At 67.0% G+C, this 13,380-nt stretch carries 15 protein-coding genes and 1 pseudogene; 10 read left to right on the forward strand and 6 right to left on the reverse strand.

The features are described 5' to 3' along the window. Nucleotides 1-35 precede the first annotated feature (35 nt). The 3 genes and pseudogenes from HNO53_RS04805 to HNO53_RS04815 all read right to left on the reverse strand — a co-directional run bounded on the left by HNO53_RS04805 (nucleotide 36) and on the right by HNO53_RS04815 (nucleotide 2,350). Nucleotides 36-455, reverse strand: coding sequence for an OsmC family protein (locus HNO53_RS04805; protein ID WP_167111327.1), 420 nt, complete (start codon nucleotides 453-455; stop codon nucleotides 36-38). A 185-nt stretch (nucleotides 456-640) separates the two neighbouring features. Continuing rightward, a complete protein-coding gene (gene murU / locus HNO53_RS04810) occupies nucleotides 641-1,312 on the reverse strand; it encodes an N-acetylmuramate alpha-1-phosphate uridylyltransferase MurU (RefSeq protein WP_209476686.1) in 672 nt (223 codons plus the stop codon). Next, a pseudogene (locus HNO53_RS04815) lies at nucleotides 1,309-2,350 on the reverse strand (aminoglycoside phosphotransferase family protein). The gene murU and the pseudogene HNO53_RS04815 overlap by 4 nt, the downstream one beginning before the upstream one ends. Before the next feature lie 139 nt (nucleotides 2,351-2,489). On the opposite strand from HNO53_RS04815, the gene HNO53_RS04820 reads away from it, so the two are divergent. The 8 genes from HNO53_RS04820 to HNO53_RS04855 all read left to right on the forward strand — a co-directional run bounded on the left by HNO53_RS04820 (nucleotide 2,490) and on the right by HNO53_RS04855 (nucleotide 10,321). Next, nucleotides 2,490-4,913, forward strand: a complete 2,424-nt coding sequence (locus HNO53_RS04820) for an LPS-assembly protein LptD (protein WP_209476687.1) — start codon at nucleotides 2,490-2,492, stop codon at nucleotides 4,911-4,913. A gap of 49 nt (nucleotides 4,914-4,962) precedes the next feature. Continuing rightward, complete coding sequence (locus tag HNO53_RS04825; RefSeq protein WP_209476688.1) at nucleotides 4,963-5,631, forward strand: SurA N-terminal domain-containing protein; 669 nt, start codon at nucleotides 4,963-4,965, stop codon at nucleotides 5,629-5,631. A gap of 5 nt (nucleotides 5,632-5,636) precedes the next feature. Next, complete coding sequence (pdxA, locus tag HNO53_RS04830; protein ID WP_209476689.1) at nucleotides 5,637-6,692, forward strand: 4-hydroxythreonine-4-phosphate dehydrogenase PdxA; 1,056 nt, start codon at nucleotides 5,637-5,639, stop codon at nucleotides 6,690-6,692. Nucleotides 6,693-6,717: 25 nt separating this feature from the next. Further along, the gene (gene rsmA / locus HNO53_RS04835; RefSeq protein WP_209476690.1) at nucleotides 6,718-7,530 is read left to right on the forward strand and encodes a 16S rRNA (adenine(1518)-N(6)/adenine(1519)-N(6))-dimethyltransferase RsmA; all 813 of its coding nucleotides are present in this window, start codon (nucleotides 6,718-6,720) and stop codon (nucleotides 7,528-7,530) included. Then, a complete protein-coding gene (apaG, locus tag HNO53_RS04840; RefSeq protein WP_209476691.1) occupies nucleotides 7,527-7,925 on the forward strand; it encodes a Co2+/Mg2+ efflux protein ApaG in 399 nt (132 codons plus the stop codon). Before rsmA ends, apaG begins: the two co-directional genes overlap by 4 nt. A gap of 66 nt (nucleotides 7,926-7,991) precedes the next feature. Beyond that, complete coding sequence (locus HNO53_RS04845; RefSeq protein ID WP_209476693.1) at nucleotides 7,992-8,819, forward strand: symmetrical bis(5'-nucleosyl)-tetraphosphatase; 828 nt, start codon at nucleotides 7,992-7,994, stop codon at nucleotides 8,817-8,819. Between the two features lie 27 nt (nucleotides 8,820-8,846). Continuing rightward, the gene (gene glpE / locus HNO53_RS04850; protein ID WP_240549089.1) at nucleotides 8,847-9,185 is read left to right on the forward strand and encodes a thiosulfate sulfurtransferase GlpE; all 339 of its coding nucleotides are present in this window, start codon (nucleotides 8,847-8,849) and stop codon (nucleotides 9,183-9,185) included. Continuing rightward, nucleotides 9,182-10,321: a tRNA nucleotidyltransferase/poly(A) polymerase-related protein gene (locus HNO53_RS04855; RefSeq protein WP_209476695.1), complete on the forward strand. Its 1,140-nt coding sequence runs from the start codon at nucleotides 9,182-9,184 to the stop codon at nucleotides 10,319-10,321. Before glpE ends, HNO53_RS04855 begins: the two co-directional genes overlap by 4 nt. Before the next feature lie 24 nt (nucleotides 10,322-10,345). On the opposite strand, the gene folK is transcribed toward HNO53_RS04855, so the two are convergent. Together folK and folB are read right to left on the reverse strand one after the other, a co-directional pair. Then, the gene (gene folK / locus HNO53_RS04860) at nucleotides 10,346-10,855 is read right to left on the reverse strand and encodes a 2-amino-4-hydroxy-6-hydroxymethyldihydropteridine diphosphokinase (protein WP_209476697.1); all 510 of its coding nucleotides are present in this window, start codon (nucleotides 10,853-10,855) and stop codon (nucleotides 10,346-10,348) included. Beyond that, entirely contained in the window at nucleotides 10,852-11,214 is a 363-nt protein-coding gene (gene folB, locus HNO53_RS04865; protein WP_209476698.1) for a dihydroneopterin aldolase, read from the reverse strand. The genes folK and folB overlap by 4 nt, the downstream gene beginning before the upstream one ends. A gap of 128 nt (nucleotides 11,215-11,342) precedes the next feature. Here folB and plsY point away from each other — a divergent pair, with 128 nt between their 5' ends. After that, nucleotides 11,343-11,933, forward strand: a complete 591-nt coding sequence (gene plsY / locus HNO53_RS04870) for a glycerol-3-phosphate 1-O-acyltransferase PlsY (protein ID WP_420827855.1) — start codon at nucleotides 11,343-11,345, stop codon at nucleotides 11,931-11,933. Here plsY and tsaD read toward each other — a convergent pair. Further along, the gene (gene tsaD, locus HNO53_RS04875) at nucleotides 11,930-12,967 is read right to left on the reverse strand and encodes a tRNA (adenosine(37)-N6)-threonylcarbamoyltransferase complex transferase subunit TsaD (protein ID WP_209476699.1); all 1,038 of its coding nucleotides are present in this window, start codon (nucleotides 12,965-12,967) and stop codon (nucleotides 11,930-11,932) included. The genes plsY and tsaD overlap by 4 nt on opposite strands. Nucleotides 12,968-13,158: 191 nt before the next feature. Between tsaD and rpsU the strand changes: the two genes are divergently transcribed. Beyond that, nucleotides 13,159-13,374 carry a 30S ribosomal protein S21 gene (rpsU, locus tag HNO53_RS04880; RefSeq protein ID WP_010629611.1) on the forward strand — a complete coding sequence of 72 codons (216 nt, stop codon included), beginning with the start codon at nucleotides 13,159-13,161 and terminating at the stop codon, nucleotides 13,372-13,374. The last annotated feature ends 6 nt before the right edge of the window (nucleotides 13,375-13,380 follow it).

A 13,380-nucleotide genomic window follows, 5' to 3' on the forward strand; every position in this document is an offset into this window, starting at 1 on the left:
GGGCCTTGTGCTGTCACGTACTGTGAACCTTGTCCTCAGTCGTCGACGATGCTGTAGGAGTGGGTCACCTCGACGCCACCCTTGGCCAGCATGATCGAGGCGCTGCAGTACTTCTCGGCGGAGAGTTCCACCGCGCGCTTGACCTGGTTCTCCTTGAGGTTGTGGCCGCTGACGGTGAAGTGGACGTGAATGCGGGTGAACACGGACGGCACCGTGTCGGCGCGTTCGGCTTCGATGCTCGCCACGCAGTCGGTCACGCCGGCGCGCGACTTCTCGAGGATCTCCAGCACGTCAAAGGAGGTGCAGGCGCCCATGCCCATCAGCAGCATCTCCATGGGGCGCGGGCCGGTATTGCGGCCGCCGTGGTCGGGAGGGCCGTCGATCACCACGCTGTGGCCACTTCCGGATTCGGCGACGAACTGGCGACCATCGGTCCATTTGACGCTGGCTTTCACGAGCTGAACTCCTTCCTATTGGTTAGATGCGCTGATCCACGACGGCCACCGTGGCCGCTTCCCGCTCTCTACAAACCCAGGCGACGAACTGGCGACTATCGGGCCACTTGACGCAGGCTTTCATGAGCAGGGTTTCGTTATCGCAGCGTTCATATTGAGCAGCTTAACATTGAGCCACCTCGGGCTCAGCCCCGGCGTTGGCGCAGCGCCCGGTCGAGCTCGGCCAGTCGCTCGGGCGTGCCCACGTCGATCCAGCCGCCGCGGTAATGCGTGCCGCCGACGCGGCCGGCGCGCATCGCGTCGCGCAGCAGCGGGGCCAGAGGAAACTCGCCGGGCGGTTGGCCGGCCACCAGGGCTGGGTCGAGCAGGCTGACACCGGCGAAGGTCAGACGCGGCTCGCCCAACGCATGCACCCGGCCGGTGGCGTCGAGGTGGAAATCTCCCAGGGGATGGTGGCCGGGGTTGTCGACCAGCACCAGGTGGGCCAGGTCCTCGCCCAGCGGCGGCAGAGTGCGGAGATCGAGTTCGCACCAGACGTCGCCGTTGATCAGCAGGAAAGGCGCGCCGCCCAGCTGCGGCAGCGCCTGGCGGATGCCTCCGCCAGTCTCCAGCGGGGCTGTCTCGCGGCTCCAGTCAATGCGGACGCCGTAGGCACTGCCGTCGCCAAGTGCCTCGACGATCTGTTCGGCGCGATAGCTGACGTTGATCACCACGTCGGAAATGCCCGCAGCGGCAAGCCGCTCCAGGTGGTGTACGATCAGCGGCTTGCCGGCTACCGGCAGCAGCGGCTTGGGGCAGTGGTCGGTCAATGGCCGCATGCGCTTGCCGAGGCCGGCGGCGAGGATCATGGCCTTCATGTCGTCTCCGAATCGGCGTGACCTGCCAGGCGTCTCTCCAAGGCCGGGCGGAAGGTATCGGCGAGCCAGGCATTGAAAGCCGCGTGTTCGGGCAGCGCCATGAGGCTCTCCTCGAGGTGGGCGAGGAAATGCGGCAGGCGCTCGAGGTAGCCGCTACGGGCGTCGCGGAGGGTGAGGCGACAAAAGATGCCGAGTACCTTGAGCGCGCGCTGGGCGGCCATGGCCTGCGCCTGCTGCTGGAAGGCCTCGCTCGTGGTGGCCCCGGACAGCCGGCCATCGGCGATTGCTTGCTGGCGGAACGCCTCGATCCAGTTGGCGACACGTGCGGCCGGAAAACGGCAGTAGCGGCCGCGCAGCAGCGAGATCAGGTCGTAGCTGATCGGGCCGGCCACGGCATCCTGAAAGTCGATCAGGTAAAGCCGTTCGTCGAGCACCATCAGGTTCATGGCGTCGAAGTCGCGGTGCACGGTGACCACCGGCTGGGCCAGGGCGGAGTCGATCAGTGCCTGGCGCAGTCCGGTCCAACCGGGCGGGGGGGGGCAGACCGAGCCAGCGTTCGAGACACCACTCGGGAAAGAGGTCCAGCTCGCGACCGAGCAGGGCCGCGTCGTAGGTCGGCAATTCGTCAGGGCCGGCGCGATTCTGCAGTGCATGGATCAGTTCGATGGCGCGATCGTGCCAGGCCAGAGTGTCGGCGGCGTCGCTGCCGGCGAAGCGGTGCTGCAGCGGGGTGTCCCCCAGGTCGTCGAGTTCGAGAAAACCGGCCTCGAGGTCCACCGCATGCAACGCCGGCACCGGCAGGCCGCCGGCCTGCCAGCGCCGAGCGATGTCGACGAAGGGACGGCTATCCTCCTGGGCGGGGGGGGCGTCCATCAGCATGCGCGTACCGCCGTCGGGCAGGCGCAGGCGAAAATAGCGCCGAAAGCTGGCGTCACCTGCGGCCAAGTGCAGGTCTACCGCTGCGACAGACAGGCGATGGCGAGCAGCTGCCCAACGGCGCAGGGCGTCCAATCGCGTCGAGGTGTCGGCCGTGGTCATGCTGGCTCCTTCAGTTGTGCCGGGCGCTGGCTGTTGACGCTCGTGGGGCGCCGCCGCATGCTGAGCGGTCAGTCGCCTACGACAGGCTGGGTGCGGTCTGTATAATACCGATTCTCTTCGCCAAGGACATCGAGGGACCATGGGCAAGCGACATGCAGGCGCGGCATTGGCCGGCTTGATTACATCCGGCCTGACGTTCGGCGCGTCACAGACGATGGCGCTCGAACCGCTGCCGGCGTGGCAGCTCGACTGGCACCCTTGGGCCGAAGATCGTCCCGCCGAAGCACTGTGCCGCGGCACTTACGTGATGCCGGCCTACCGCCTGCCCGCCACCGACGAGCCCGGGCAGGTTCGTTCCGAGTCCGACAGCGCCTACTACGGCGATGAGGGCGAGACCATTCTCGGTGGCGAGGTGATACTGCGCCGCGGCGACAGCCAACTCGAGTCACCGCGGGTGAGTGTGCCCCCCGAACGCGACTGGGCCTACGCTGAAGGCCCCCTGGCCCTGCGCGATATCAACCTGCTGGTGCGCGGTGAAGCCGGCGAGGTGTCGCTGAACAGCGATGCCGCCAGCATCGACACGGCCCACTTCGTGGTGCACGACCAGCATCTGCGCGGCGATGCGCTGCAGTTGGAGCGACTCGAGGACGGTCGTTTCCGGCTCACCTCGGCGAGCTTCACCACCTGCGACCCCGGCAACAACTTATGGCAATTGGTCACCGGTGACCTGGTGCTCGACCGCGAGAGCGGCTTCGGCACCGCGCGTCATGCCCGCCTCGAGATGGGCAACGTCCCGGTGTTCTACTGGCCATGGGTGCGCTTCCCCATCGACGATCGTCGGCATACCGGCTTCCTGTGGCCCGTGCTGGGCTTCTCCAGCGACAGCCTCGACTACGCCCAGCCGTTCTACTGGAACATCGCGCCCAATCAGGATGCTACCATCACCCCGCGCTGGATCAGCGATCGAGGGCTGTTGCTTGCCGGTGAGTATCGCTACCTGTTTCCCAGCGATGCCGGGCAGATCGAGGGTGCCTATCTCGCCAGCGACGGCGGCGGCTCAGGCGGCTCGGGCTCGCGCTACGAGGGCGAGGATCGATGGTACGTCGACTACCTCCATCGCGGTCGCTTCGATGCGCGCACGAGCTACGACCTGCGCTACGGTGCGGCCAGCGACGGACGCTACTTCGACGATTTCGGCAGCCCCTTCGGTAACGGCCCCAACAACATGCAGCGCCTGGCGCGGCTCGACTATCGCGGCGACCTGTGGCACCTCGAGGCACGCGCCCAAGGTTTCCAGCGGCTTGAGGATCCGCTGCGCGATCGCGACAAGCCCTTCTATCGCCTGCCCAGCCTTACCGCCAATGCGCGCTGGTCGCAGCCGGGCGGGTGGTACCAACAGTGGCGCTCCAATGCGACCTACTTCTGGCGCGACGTGGACCGAAATCGTGTCCCGCTACGCGAAGCGGCCATTGGTACGCGCCTGCATCTCTCGCCGGTAACCGGCTGGCGCTTCGACGAGACATGGGGGCACCTGGAACCGCGGGTGGAGTGGCTCTACACCGCCTATGACCTCGACTATGGCGAGCGCCAGACGGAGCGCGATACCTCGCTGCAGCGTGCGGTCCCGGTCGCTTCGGTGGATGGCGGCCTGACCTTCGAGCGCGAGCTCGAACTCGGCGGGCGTGAGTACCGCCAGACCCTCGAGCCGCGGCTCAACTATGCCTACGTGCCGGCTCGCGACCAGAGTGAATTTCCGGAATTCGACAGCGACGAGCGCGCCTTCTCCTGGAACCAGCTGTGGTCACCGTACCGCTTCTCGGGCGTCGACCGCATCGGCGATCTCAATCGTCTCTCCTATGGGGTCAGCAGTCGCTTCCTCGAAGGGGCTGCCGGACGTGAGCGCCTCATGCTCGGCATGGGACAGGCCGTCTATTTCGAGGACCGTCATATCGACATGGCAGGCGATCCCGACACCTTGCCCTCTCCGACGGCCGACGGCGGGGAGCGCCTCTATCGCGCGACACGAGAACGATCGCCGCTGGTCACTCAGCTCGACTGGCGCATCAATGAGAACTGGAGTACGCGCTACGAATGGCTCTATGACGATCAGCGCAGCCGCACCGAGCGCAGCAGCGTCGGGGTGTCCTATCGTGATCCTCGTGGGCATGTATTGAACCTTGCCTATCGCTGGCAACTCGAAGGGTTCGACCCGTCGGGAGAAGATGAGGATCGCCTGGGGTACGATCGCGAGGAGTACGATCTCTCCTTTGCCTACCGCGTCAATCCAAGGGTGGATATCATCGGCCGCTACCTGTACGACCACACCAACCGCCGTAGCCTGGACCAGATGGCCGGCGTGCAGTGGAACGACTGCTGCTATGGCGTACAGCTGGTCTGGCGCGAGTGGGTCGAGGACAGCGATACCGCCAACACGATCGAGGACGATACTACCGATCGCGGAATCTTCCTGCGCTTCGTGTTCAAGGGTCTGGGCGGCGTCGGCGGCGATGCCGGCGATTACTTCGAGCGTGCCGTCCCGGGCTACCGCACCACGGCTTTCTGACGGGATCGGGACGCCACACCAGAGAGACAACATGAGAGGAAAGAGAGACATGCGGATACCGCCTATAGCCACTCTGGGAGCCCTGGGGCTGGCCTTGTGCCTGGGTGCCGTGCCGCTGACGGTACTGGCCCAGGGCCAGGATTTCCAGCCGGTGCAGCGGCAATCGCTGGACCGCATCGTGGCCGTGGTGAACGAGCAGGCCATCATGCAAAGCCAGCTGGAGGAGCGCATGGAACAGGCGCGCAGCCAGATCGCCGCCCAGGGACAGGGACTACCGCCCGAAGGGGTACTGCGGGAGCACGTTCTCGAGCAGGTGATTCTCGAGGAGATCCAGCTGCAGATGGCGGCGGATGCCGGTCTCAGCGTCGACGATACCGCCCTCAATCGCCAGATTCGCGAGATCGCCGAGAGCAACGGCATGACCCTCGACCAGTTCGCCGATGCGCTGGAGGCCGATGGGTTGAACATGGCGAGCGTACGCGAGGAGATCCGCCGTGAGATGCTGCTGCGCGAACTGCACCAGCGCCAGGTGGGTGGCCGCGTCAATGTCAGCAATCGCGAGGTGGAGCGCTTCATCGAGCAGCAGGGCGGCAACGTCAGCCCCGAGCAGGCGCGTCAGATGGTGTTTCAGCGCAAGGCCAACGAGGCGCTGGACGCCTGGCTTCAGGAGATCCGTGCCGAGGCCTTCGTCGACAACCGGCTCACCAGCGGCAGCTGAGCACCATGCCCCCCACCGCCCCCGTATTGGCCGTGACCTGCGGCGAGCCCGCCGGCATCGGTCCCGAGCTGATGCTGCAGCTGGCACTGGGCGAGCCGCCGCCCGCCAGAGTGGTGGCAGTGGGCGACCCGGCGCTGCTGGCCGAACGGGCCGAACGGCTCGGTCTCAAGGTCGGCCTGCTCGAACTGCAGCCGGGCGAGCCGGTACCGGCAGTGCGTCCCGGCGTGTTGCCGGTGTGGCCGGTAGCGCTGCGCGAGCCGAGCCGGCCGGGCCGGCTCGACGTAGCCAACGCCGGCTACGTGCTCGAGACCCTCGATGTGGCGATCGCGGCCTGTCGCCAAGGGCAGGCGGATGCCATGGTCACCGCGCCGCTGCACAAGGGAGTGATCCTCGATGCCGGCCACGTCGGCTTTCGCGGTCACACCGAATATCTGCGCGACGCTTGCGGTGTCGACGAGGTCGTCATGATGTTGGCGACCGACTCCGCCCTGCATGCCGCGCAGCCCGGCTGGCAGGGCGGTGCTGCACTGCGCGTGGCCCTGGCGACCACGCATCTGCCTTTGCGGGAGGTGGCCGACGCGATCAGCGCCACCAGCCTGGAGCGTATCCTGCGCATCCTGCACGCGGACCTGATCCGCTGGTTCGGGGTAGCGGCGCCGCGCATCGCCGTGTGTGGCCTCAATCCGCACGCCGGCGAGGGGGGGCACCTGGGGCGCGAGGAGATCGAGGTGATCGCGCCTTGCCTCGAGCGCCTGCGCAAGCAAGGTTTCGTGCTTGACGGTCCGCTGCCGGCCGATACCCTGTTCACGCCTCGCCACTTGGCCGGCGTCGATGCCGTGCTGGCGATGTATCACGACCAGGGGCTACCGGTGCTCAAGTACGCCGGCTTCGGCCGGGCCGCCAACATCACCCTGGGGCTGCCGATCGTGCGCACTTCGGTGGATCATGGCACGGCGCTGGACCTGGCCGGCCGTGGCCTGGCTGATGCAGGCAGCCTGAGGGTCGCCGCGGCACTGGCCGCCGAGATGGCCTGCCGTGGTTCGGCCGCGGCCACTTCCTGACGAAACGACTGACAAGGATTCTTGCATGGCATCGCGCCCGCCGGTTCATCGCGCTCGCAAGCGCTTCGGCCAGAATTTCCTGCGTGACCCCGGCATCATTTCGCGCATCGTGCGCGCTATCGCGCCGCGCCCCGGCGACCGGCTGGTCGAGATCGGCCCCGGACAGGGCGCCCTGACCGAGCCTCTGCTCGAAGCGACGGGCGGCCACCTCGAAGTGATCGAGCTGGACCGCGACCTGATTCCGGGGCTGCGCGTGCAGTTCTTCAACTACCCGGGCTTCGTCGTGCACGAGGGGGATGCGCTGAAGTTCGATTTTCGCGAGCTGCGCAGCGACGGCGAGCCGCTGCGGGTCGTAGGCAATCTGCCCTACAATATCTCGACGCCGCTGATCGGCCATCTGCTGGAAGCGGGCGATGCCATTGCCGACATGCATTTCATGCTGCAGAAGGAGGTGGTCGATCGCCTGGCCGCCGAGCCGGGCGGCGCCGACTGGGGGCGGCTCTCGGTGATGGCGCAGTACCGCTGTCGTGTCGATTATCTGTTCACGGTGCCGCCGGAGGCGTTCGTGCCTCGCCCCAAGGTCGATTCGGCCATCGTGCGGCTGACTCCCTTTGCCGAGCCGCCATGGCCCGCCAGCGACGAAGCGTTGCTGTTCCGGGTCGTGCGTCAGGCCTTCGCCCAGCGGCGCAAGACCCTGCGCAACAACCTCAAGGGCGTGATCGATGGCGATGCTCTGGCGGCGCTTGACATCGATCCCGCCCGCCGCCCCCAGACGCTCGGGGTGGAGGAGTTCGTTCGCATCGCCAACCACCTGGCCATCGAGGAGGAGGCTCCATGACCCAGGCACCGGACATGCCTCTGGAGCAGCAAGTGCTGGTCGACGTGGAGCCCGACTTTCGCGACGATGAATCCTCTCGCGACGAGTCGCGCTACGTGTTCCGCTATACCGTGACGATCCACAACCATTCCAAGCGCAGCGTCCAGCTGCTGGCGCGACACTGGCGCATCACCCAGGGCAGCGGCAAGGTGCAGGAGGTGCGCGGCAAGGGTGTGGTGGGCCAGCAACCGCTGATCGGTCCCGGTCAGACCTTCCGCTATACCAGCCGAGCCATCCTCGATGGGCCGGTGGGGGTGATGGAAGGCGCCTATACCTGTGTCGACACCGCCAGCCAGCGTCCCTTCGAGGTGGCCATCGCCCCCTTCCGTCTGGCCGGCCCCAACCAGGTACACTGACGGCAGCGGCTCGAGGAAGCCTTCGGGCTGGTTGGGAATTCAAACCGTACCGCAAGGGAAAGTGCCATGACCGTCTATGCCATCGGGGACCTGCAGGGCTGTCACGCCGAGTTCGTCGAACTGCTGGAGCGGATCGAGTTCGACCCCGCCCGCGACCGGTTGTGGTTGGCGGGCGATCTGGTCAATCGCGGCCCCGAGTCGCTCGCCTGCCTGCGGGAGGTACGCGCGCTGGGCGATGCCGCGCTCAGCGTGCTTGGCAATCACGACCTGCATCTGCTGGCGGTAGCGCGTGGCGGCGCCCGGCTCAACCGCAAGGATACGCTGGATACCATACTCGCTGCCCCCGACCGCGAGGCGCTGCTCGACTGGCTTCAGGCGCGCCCGTTACTGGTGCACGAGTCTTTTGCGGGGCAGGGAGAGACGCTGATGACCCATGCGGGGCTGTTGCCCGAGTGGTCGGCCGAGCAGGCGGCAAGCCTGGCCGCCGAGGTCGAGGAGCGGCTCGCCAGCGAGCGCAGCGGGGCGTTTCTCGAACGGATGTACGGCAACGAACCCGCCTGTTGGGAGGCGTCGCACGACGGCATCGAACGACTGCGCGTCATCGTCAACGTGCTGACGCGGATGCGTTTCATCGATGCCGACGGCTGTCTGGATTTCAGCGCCAAGGAGGGCCTCGACAGCGCACCTGATGGCTTCGCTCCCTGGTTTTGCTACCCTCGCCGCGATGACGTGCGGCTGCTGTTCGGCCACTGGGCGGCGCTGGAGGGGCGTGCCGAGGGTGCCCTGGTGCGCGCCGAGGCGCTGGATACCGGCTGCGTCTGGGGCGGCAGTCTCACTGCGCTGAACCTCGCTACCGGTGAGCGAATTGGCGTGCCTAGCCGCCAACGCCACTGATCACGATCCGTCATTCGGGAGGCCAAGATGGCGACCCCCATGTTTCAACACCTGTCGATCGAGACTCTGACCGCCTGGATCGACGCCAAGACCGAGCTCACGTTGGTCGATATTCGCGATCCGATGAGCTTCGCCGGCGGCCACATTCCGGGCAGCTTGCACCTCGACAATGACGGTGTCCCGGCACTGCTCGAGTCGACGCCGAGGCAGCCGCCGCTGGTGGTGGTGTGCTACCACGGTCACTCCAGCCAGCAGGCGGCGGCCTGGCTGGCAGGCCAGGGCTTCGCCGACGTCTACAGCCTCGATGGCGGCTTCACCGAGTGGGAGCACCGCCTTCCTGAACGGGTGGAGCGCGGGCATTCATGAAGGCGACACGCGGACGCTGCCTCGAAGGGCTTGAGGTCTACCGCGTGGGAGGTGCCGTGCGCGATGCCCGGCTTGGCTGGCCTATCGTCGATACCGACTGGGTGGTGGTCGGGGCGACGCCCGAGGAGATGCAGCGTCGAGGCTTCCGCCCGGTGGGGCGTGATTTCCCCGTCTTCCTGCACCCCGACACCCATGAGGAATACGCACTGGCGCGGACCGAGCGCAAGTCGGGCCACGGCTACACGGGCTTCGAGGTGCACGCCAGCCCCGACGTGACGCTGGAGGAGGACCTGGCTCGCCGTGACTTGACCATCAATGCCATGGCCGAAACGCCGGAAGGCGAGCTGGTCGATCCCTACGGCGGCCTGCAGGATCTTCACGCCAGGCAGCTGCGCCATGTCTCTCCGGCCTTCATCGAGGACCCGCTGCGCGTGCTGCGCACCGCTCGCTTCCTGGCGCGCTATGCCCGGCTCGGCTTCACCATCGCCGAGGAGACGCGGGCTCTGATGGTGGAGCTCGCGGCGAGCGGCGAGCTCGACCACCTGGTGGCCGAGCGGGTCTGGACCGAGACCGAGAAGGCGCTGGGTGAAGCGGACCCGGCGGTTTACTTCCGTACCCTGCATGAATGCAATGCGCTGGCGGTTCTGATGCCGGAACTGGTCGAGGAGGCCGCAGCGCTTCCCGAGGCGCTGGCGAGGCTTGCGAGACTGCCCGACGACCTGCCTGGGGAGGAGTGCCCCCGCTGGCGCTGGGCGCGGCTGGTGGAGCACCTCGACGATGCCCGGCAGGCGACGTTGGCCGAGCGTCTCCGCTTGCCGCGTCGCTATCGTGACCTGGGGCGTCAGGCCGCTCTCACCCGATGGTTGCGATACCGGAGCGAGCCCGAGGCGGATGACGTCAAGGCCTGGCTGGACGGCATCGACGCCTGGCGGCGGGAAGAGCGCGTGCCCCCCTTGCTTGCGCTGCTGGCGGTGGATGCCCCGGCTCTGGCCGAGCGGCTCGAGCGAGCCTGGCAGGCGGTCTCGCAGATCGAGCCGCGGGAGCTGGTCGCGGAAGGGTTTCGCGGTGGCGAGCTGGGGCGGGAGCTGGCCCGCCGGCGCCGGGCCATCCTCGTGCAGGAGTTCTCGGGCGCATGACCCTGCCGCGCGGGTTGGTGCAGCCTAACGTGAGAACGTGCGCGGCCAGTCGAACGTGATCGGCCAGAGTCGCTGTTGGTCGTCGTCGAAGGCCGACCACAGTTCGGCGTAGGTTCGCCCATCCACGGGGTGCGGTGTGTCCGGCAGCAGTTCGGACAGCGGCAGCAGCACGAAGGCGTGATGCAAGATCTCGCCGCGTGGCAGCCGGACGCCATCGTGCTCTCCGACGAGATCGCCCACCGTGAGCAGGTCGATGTCCAGCGTGCGCGGGCTGAACTTGGGGGTCCCCTCCCGGCGGCCGTGTTCCCGCTCGATGCGCTTGCACCAGGCCTGCAGTTCCCCCACCGACCAGTCGCTGTCGAACACCGCTACCAGGTTGTAGAAGTTGTGACCATCCTCGAAACCCACCGGCTCGCTCTCGTATACGCGAGAGACGGCGAGACCGCGGAAGGTGGCGTCAAGCACGTCCAGGCAGCGCCGTACGTGATGGTCGCGATCGATGTTGCTTCCTATGCTGACGCTGACGCGGGTCATCCGGCGCGCTCCCGACCACGTTCGATTCGCACCCCTACGGCCGCGGCGGCGGGCACGGCACCGGGCTTGCGCAGCGTCAACCGCAGCCAGGGCACGCCAAACTCCTCCATCAGCAGTTGGGCGAGGCGCTCGGCGAACGTCTCGACCAGGGCGACATCGTGCTCGGCAGCGAAGCCGGCGATGCGTTGGCTGATGGCAGCGTAATCGAGCGTCTTTGTCAGGTCGTCGTCGGCCGCCGCCGGACGAATGTCGGTGTCCAGTTCCAGGTCGAGCGTCAGCCGCTGGCGAATGGTGCGCTCCCAGTCATAAACGCCAATCACCGTCTCGATCTCGAGAGACTCGATCAGTATGCGGTCCATGCGCGGCTCCCATCGAAAAAAGGAGGCCCGATTGTACTGAGCGACGTGGAGGAATGACAGTTTGCTGTCCCCGCGGCGTCGCGGCTGGCATCATGCAGCGATAGGCGTGGGTAAGGAGGCGGGACCGGGTGACGGTCGAAGGGTTACTGCTGCTGTTGACGCTGGTGCTGCTGGGCTACGCCAGCGGCTCCTGCTTGGGAGCGCTATGGGTCTGTCGCCTGGCGGGTGTCGGCGATCCTCGCCGGGAAGGCTCGGGCAACCCGGGGTTCTCCAACGTGCTGCGCCTGCATGGGCGCCGACTGGCGGCGGCGACGCTGCTGCTGGATGCGCTGAAGGGCATGCCCGTGCTGTGGCTGGCCATGGGGTTGGACTTGGCGCCATGGGAGCAGGGCGTGGCAGGGCTGGCCGTGCTGCTGGGACACAGTTATCCGCCCTGGCATCGTTTTCGCGGCGGCAAGGCGGTGGCCAGCGCCTTCGGCGTCATGCTGGTGCTGACGCCTTGGGTGGCATTGTGCTGTGCGGCGCTGTGGACGCTGCTAGCCTGGCGCGTGCGCACCGCCGCGGTAGCGTCACTGGCCAGCGCCGGCATCGCCCCGCTGGCCAGCGTGTGGTTGGCGCCCGACTACGTGTGGGTCGTGATGGCCTTCACCGCCCTGGTGCTGGTGCGGCACCTTCTCAATATTCACCGACTGCGGCACGGCGAGGAGCCGGGCATCTAGTCGCCGACAGGGGCCTCTAGGGTTTCCATGGGCCAGCGCGGCACGGCCTTCATCAGGCCGATCTCGTCACGCTCGCCGGCTAGCAGGCGTCGGGCGCCGGCAAGCGCGATCATGGCGCCGTTATCGGTGCAGAAGCGACCGCGAGGATAGTAGACCTGTGCGCTGCGCTTCTCGGCCTCATGGCCCAGTCGCTCGCGCAGGCGCGCGTTGGCGCTCACGCCGCCGGCCATGACCAGGCGCTTGAGCCCGGTGTCGTCGAGCGCCCGGCGGCACTTGATGACCAAGGTGTCGACCACGGCCTCCTCGAAGGCCAGGGCGACGTCGGCGCGGGCCTGATCGTCGAGTTTGCCGGCTGCGTCGAGCTGGCGCAGGGTGGTCAGGGTATGCGTCTTGAGCCCGGAGAAACTGAAGTCGAGACCCGGGCGGTCGGTCATCGGCCGCGGGAAGCGAAAGCGCCCGGGATTGCCGGTTTCGGCCAGGCGGGCGACCTGCGGCCCGCCGGGATAAGCCAGGCCGAGCATCTTGGCGGCCTTGTCGAAGGCTTCTCCGGCGGCGTCGTCGACCGACTCGCCGAGTAGGCGGTACTGTCCTTGCCCCTGAACTTCCACCAGTTGGGTATGTCCGCCAGACACCAGCAGCGCCACGAAGGGAAAGGCGGGCGGCGACGCCTCGAGCATGGGCGCCATGAGGTGACCTTCCATGTGATGGACCCCGAGCACCGGAATATCGAGAGCGCGTGCCATGCCATGGGCGGTGCTGGCGCCGACCATCAGGGCGCCGACCAGGCCGGGGCCGGCGGTATAGGCGATGGCATCCAGCTCGCCGCGGGTCATGCCGGCCTCGTCGAGTACCTGCTGGATCAGCGGTAGCAGGCGGCGGGTATGGTCGCGGGAGGCGAGTTCCGGCACTACCCCGCCGTACTCGGCATGCATGGCGATCTGGCTGTAGAGCGCGTCGGCCAGCAGGCCGCGGTCGGTGTCGTAGATCGCGACGCCGGTCTCGTCGCAGGAGGTCTCGATGCCAAGGACTCGCATGGTTCAGGCTCGTGCAGCGTGAAAGCCGGCATTTTAGCAAATCGGGGCGCCGCCATCCCTTTTTCCGCAGCGGGAATTTGCAATGCTTGGTATCGCCGACTAAACTACCGTGCGCTGTACAATTGGGTCGCGTACCCGGCCAGGGTATGCGTTATGACCGAACTCAAGATTCTAAGGTAGGTGAGTGCTTAATGCCTTCTGTCAAAGTACGTGATAACGAGCCGTTTGACGTCGCGCTGCGTCGCTTCAAGCGTTCCTGTGAAAAAGCCGGCATTCTGTCCGAGGTGCGTCGTCGTGAGCACTACGAGAAGCCGACTGCAGAGCGCAAGCGCAAGGCGGCAGCTGCGGTGAAGCGTCACGCCAAGAAGCTCCAGCGTGAGCGCAAGCGTTTCGAACGGCTCTATTGATCCGTA

The organism is Billgrantia antri, from assembly GCF_017868935.1.
In the GTDB taxonomy this organism is placed as follows: domain Bacteria; phylum Pseudomonadota; class Gammaproteobacteria; order Pseudomonadales; family Halomonadaceae; genus Halomonas; species Halomonas antri.

Coding starts and splice junctions, on each gene's coding strand:
- murU (WP_209476686.1), bottom strand. CDS start 1,312: ATGAAGGCCATGATCCTCGCCGCCGGCCTCGGCAAGCGCATGCGGCCA.
- HNO53_RS04820 (WP_209476687.1), top strand. CDS start 2,490: ATGGGCAAGCGACATGCAGGCGCGGCATTGGCCGGCTTGATTACATCC.
- HNO53_RS04825 (WP_209476688.1), top strand. CDS start 4,963: ATGCGGATACCGCCTATAGCCACTCTGGGAGCCCTGGGGCTGGCCTTG.
- pdxA (WP_209476689.1), top strand. CDS start 5,637: ATGCCCCCCACCGCCCCCGTATTGGCCGTGACCTGCGGCGAGCCCGCC.
- rsmA (WP_209476690.1), top strand. CDS start 6,718: ATGGCATCGCGCCCGCCGGTTCATCGCGCTCGCAAGCGCTTCGGCCAG.
- apaG (WP_209476691.1), top strand. CDS start 7,527: ATGACCCAGGCACCGGACATGCCTCTGGAGCAGCAAGTGCTGGTCGAC.
- HNO53_RS04845 (WP_209476693.1), top strand. CDS start 7,992: ATGACCGTCTATGCCATCGGGGACCTGCAGGGCTGTCACGCCGAGTTC.
- glpE (WP_240549089.1), top strand. CDS start 8,847: ATGGCGACCCCCATGTTTCAACACCTGTCGATCGAGACTCTGACCGCC.
- HNO53_RS04855 (WP_209476695.1), top strand. CDS start 9,182: ATGAAGGCGACACGCGGACGCTGCCTCGAAGGGCTTGAGGTCTACCGC.
- folK (WP_209476697.1), bottom strand. CDS start 10,855: ATGACCCGCGTCAGCGTCAGCATAGGAAGCAACATCGATCGCGACCAT.
- folB (WP_209476698.1), bottom strand. CDS start 11,214: ATGGACCGCATACTGATCGAGTCTCTCGAGATCGAGACGGTGATTGGC.
- tsaD (WP_209476699.1), bottom strand. CDS start 12,967: ATGCGAGTCCTTGGCATCGAGACCTCCTGCGACGAGACCGGCGTCGCG.
- rpsU (WP_010629611.1), top strand. CDS start 13,159: ATGCCTTCTGTCAAAGTACGTGATAACGAGCCGTTTGACGTCGCGCTG.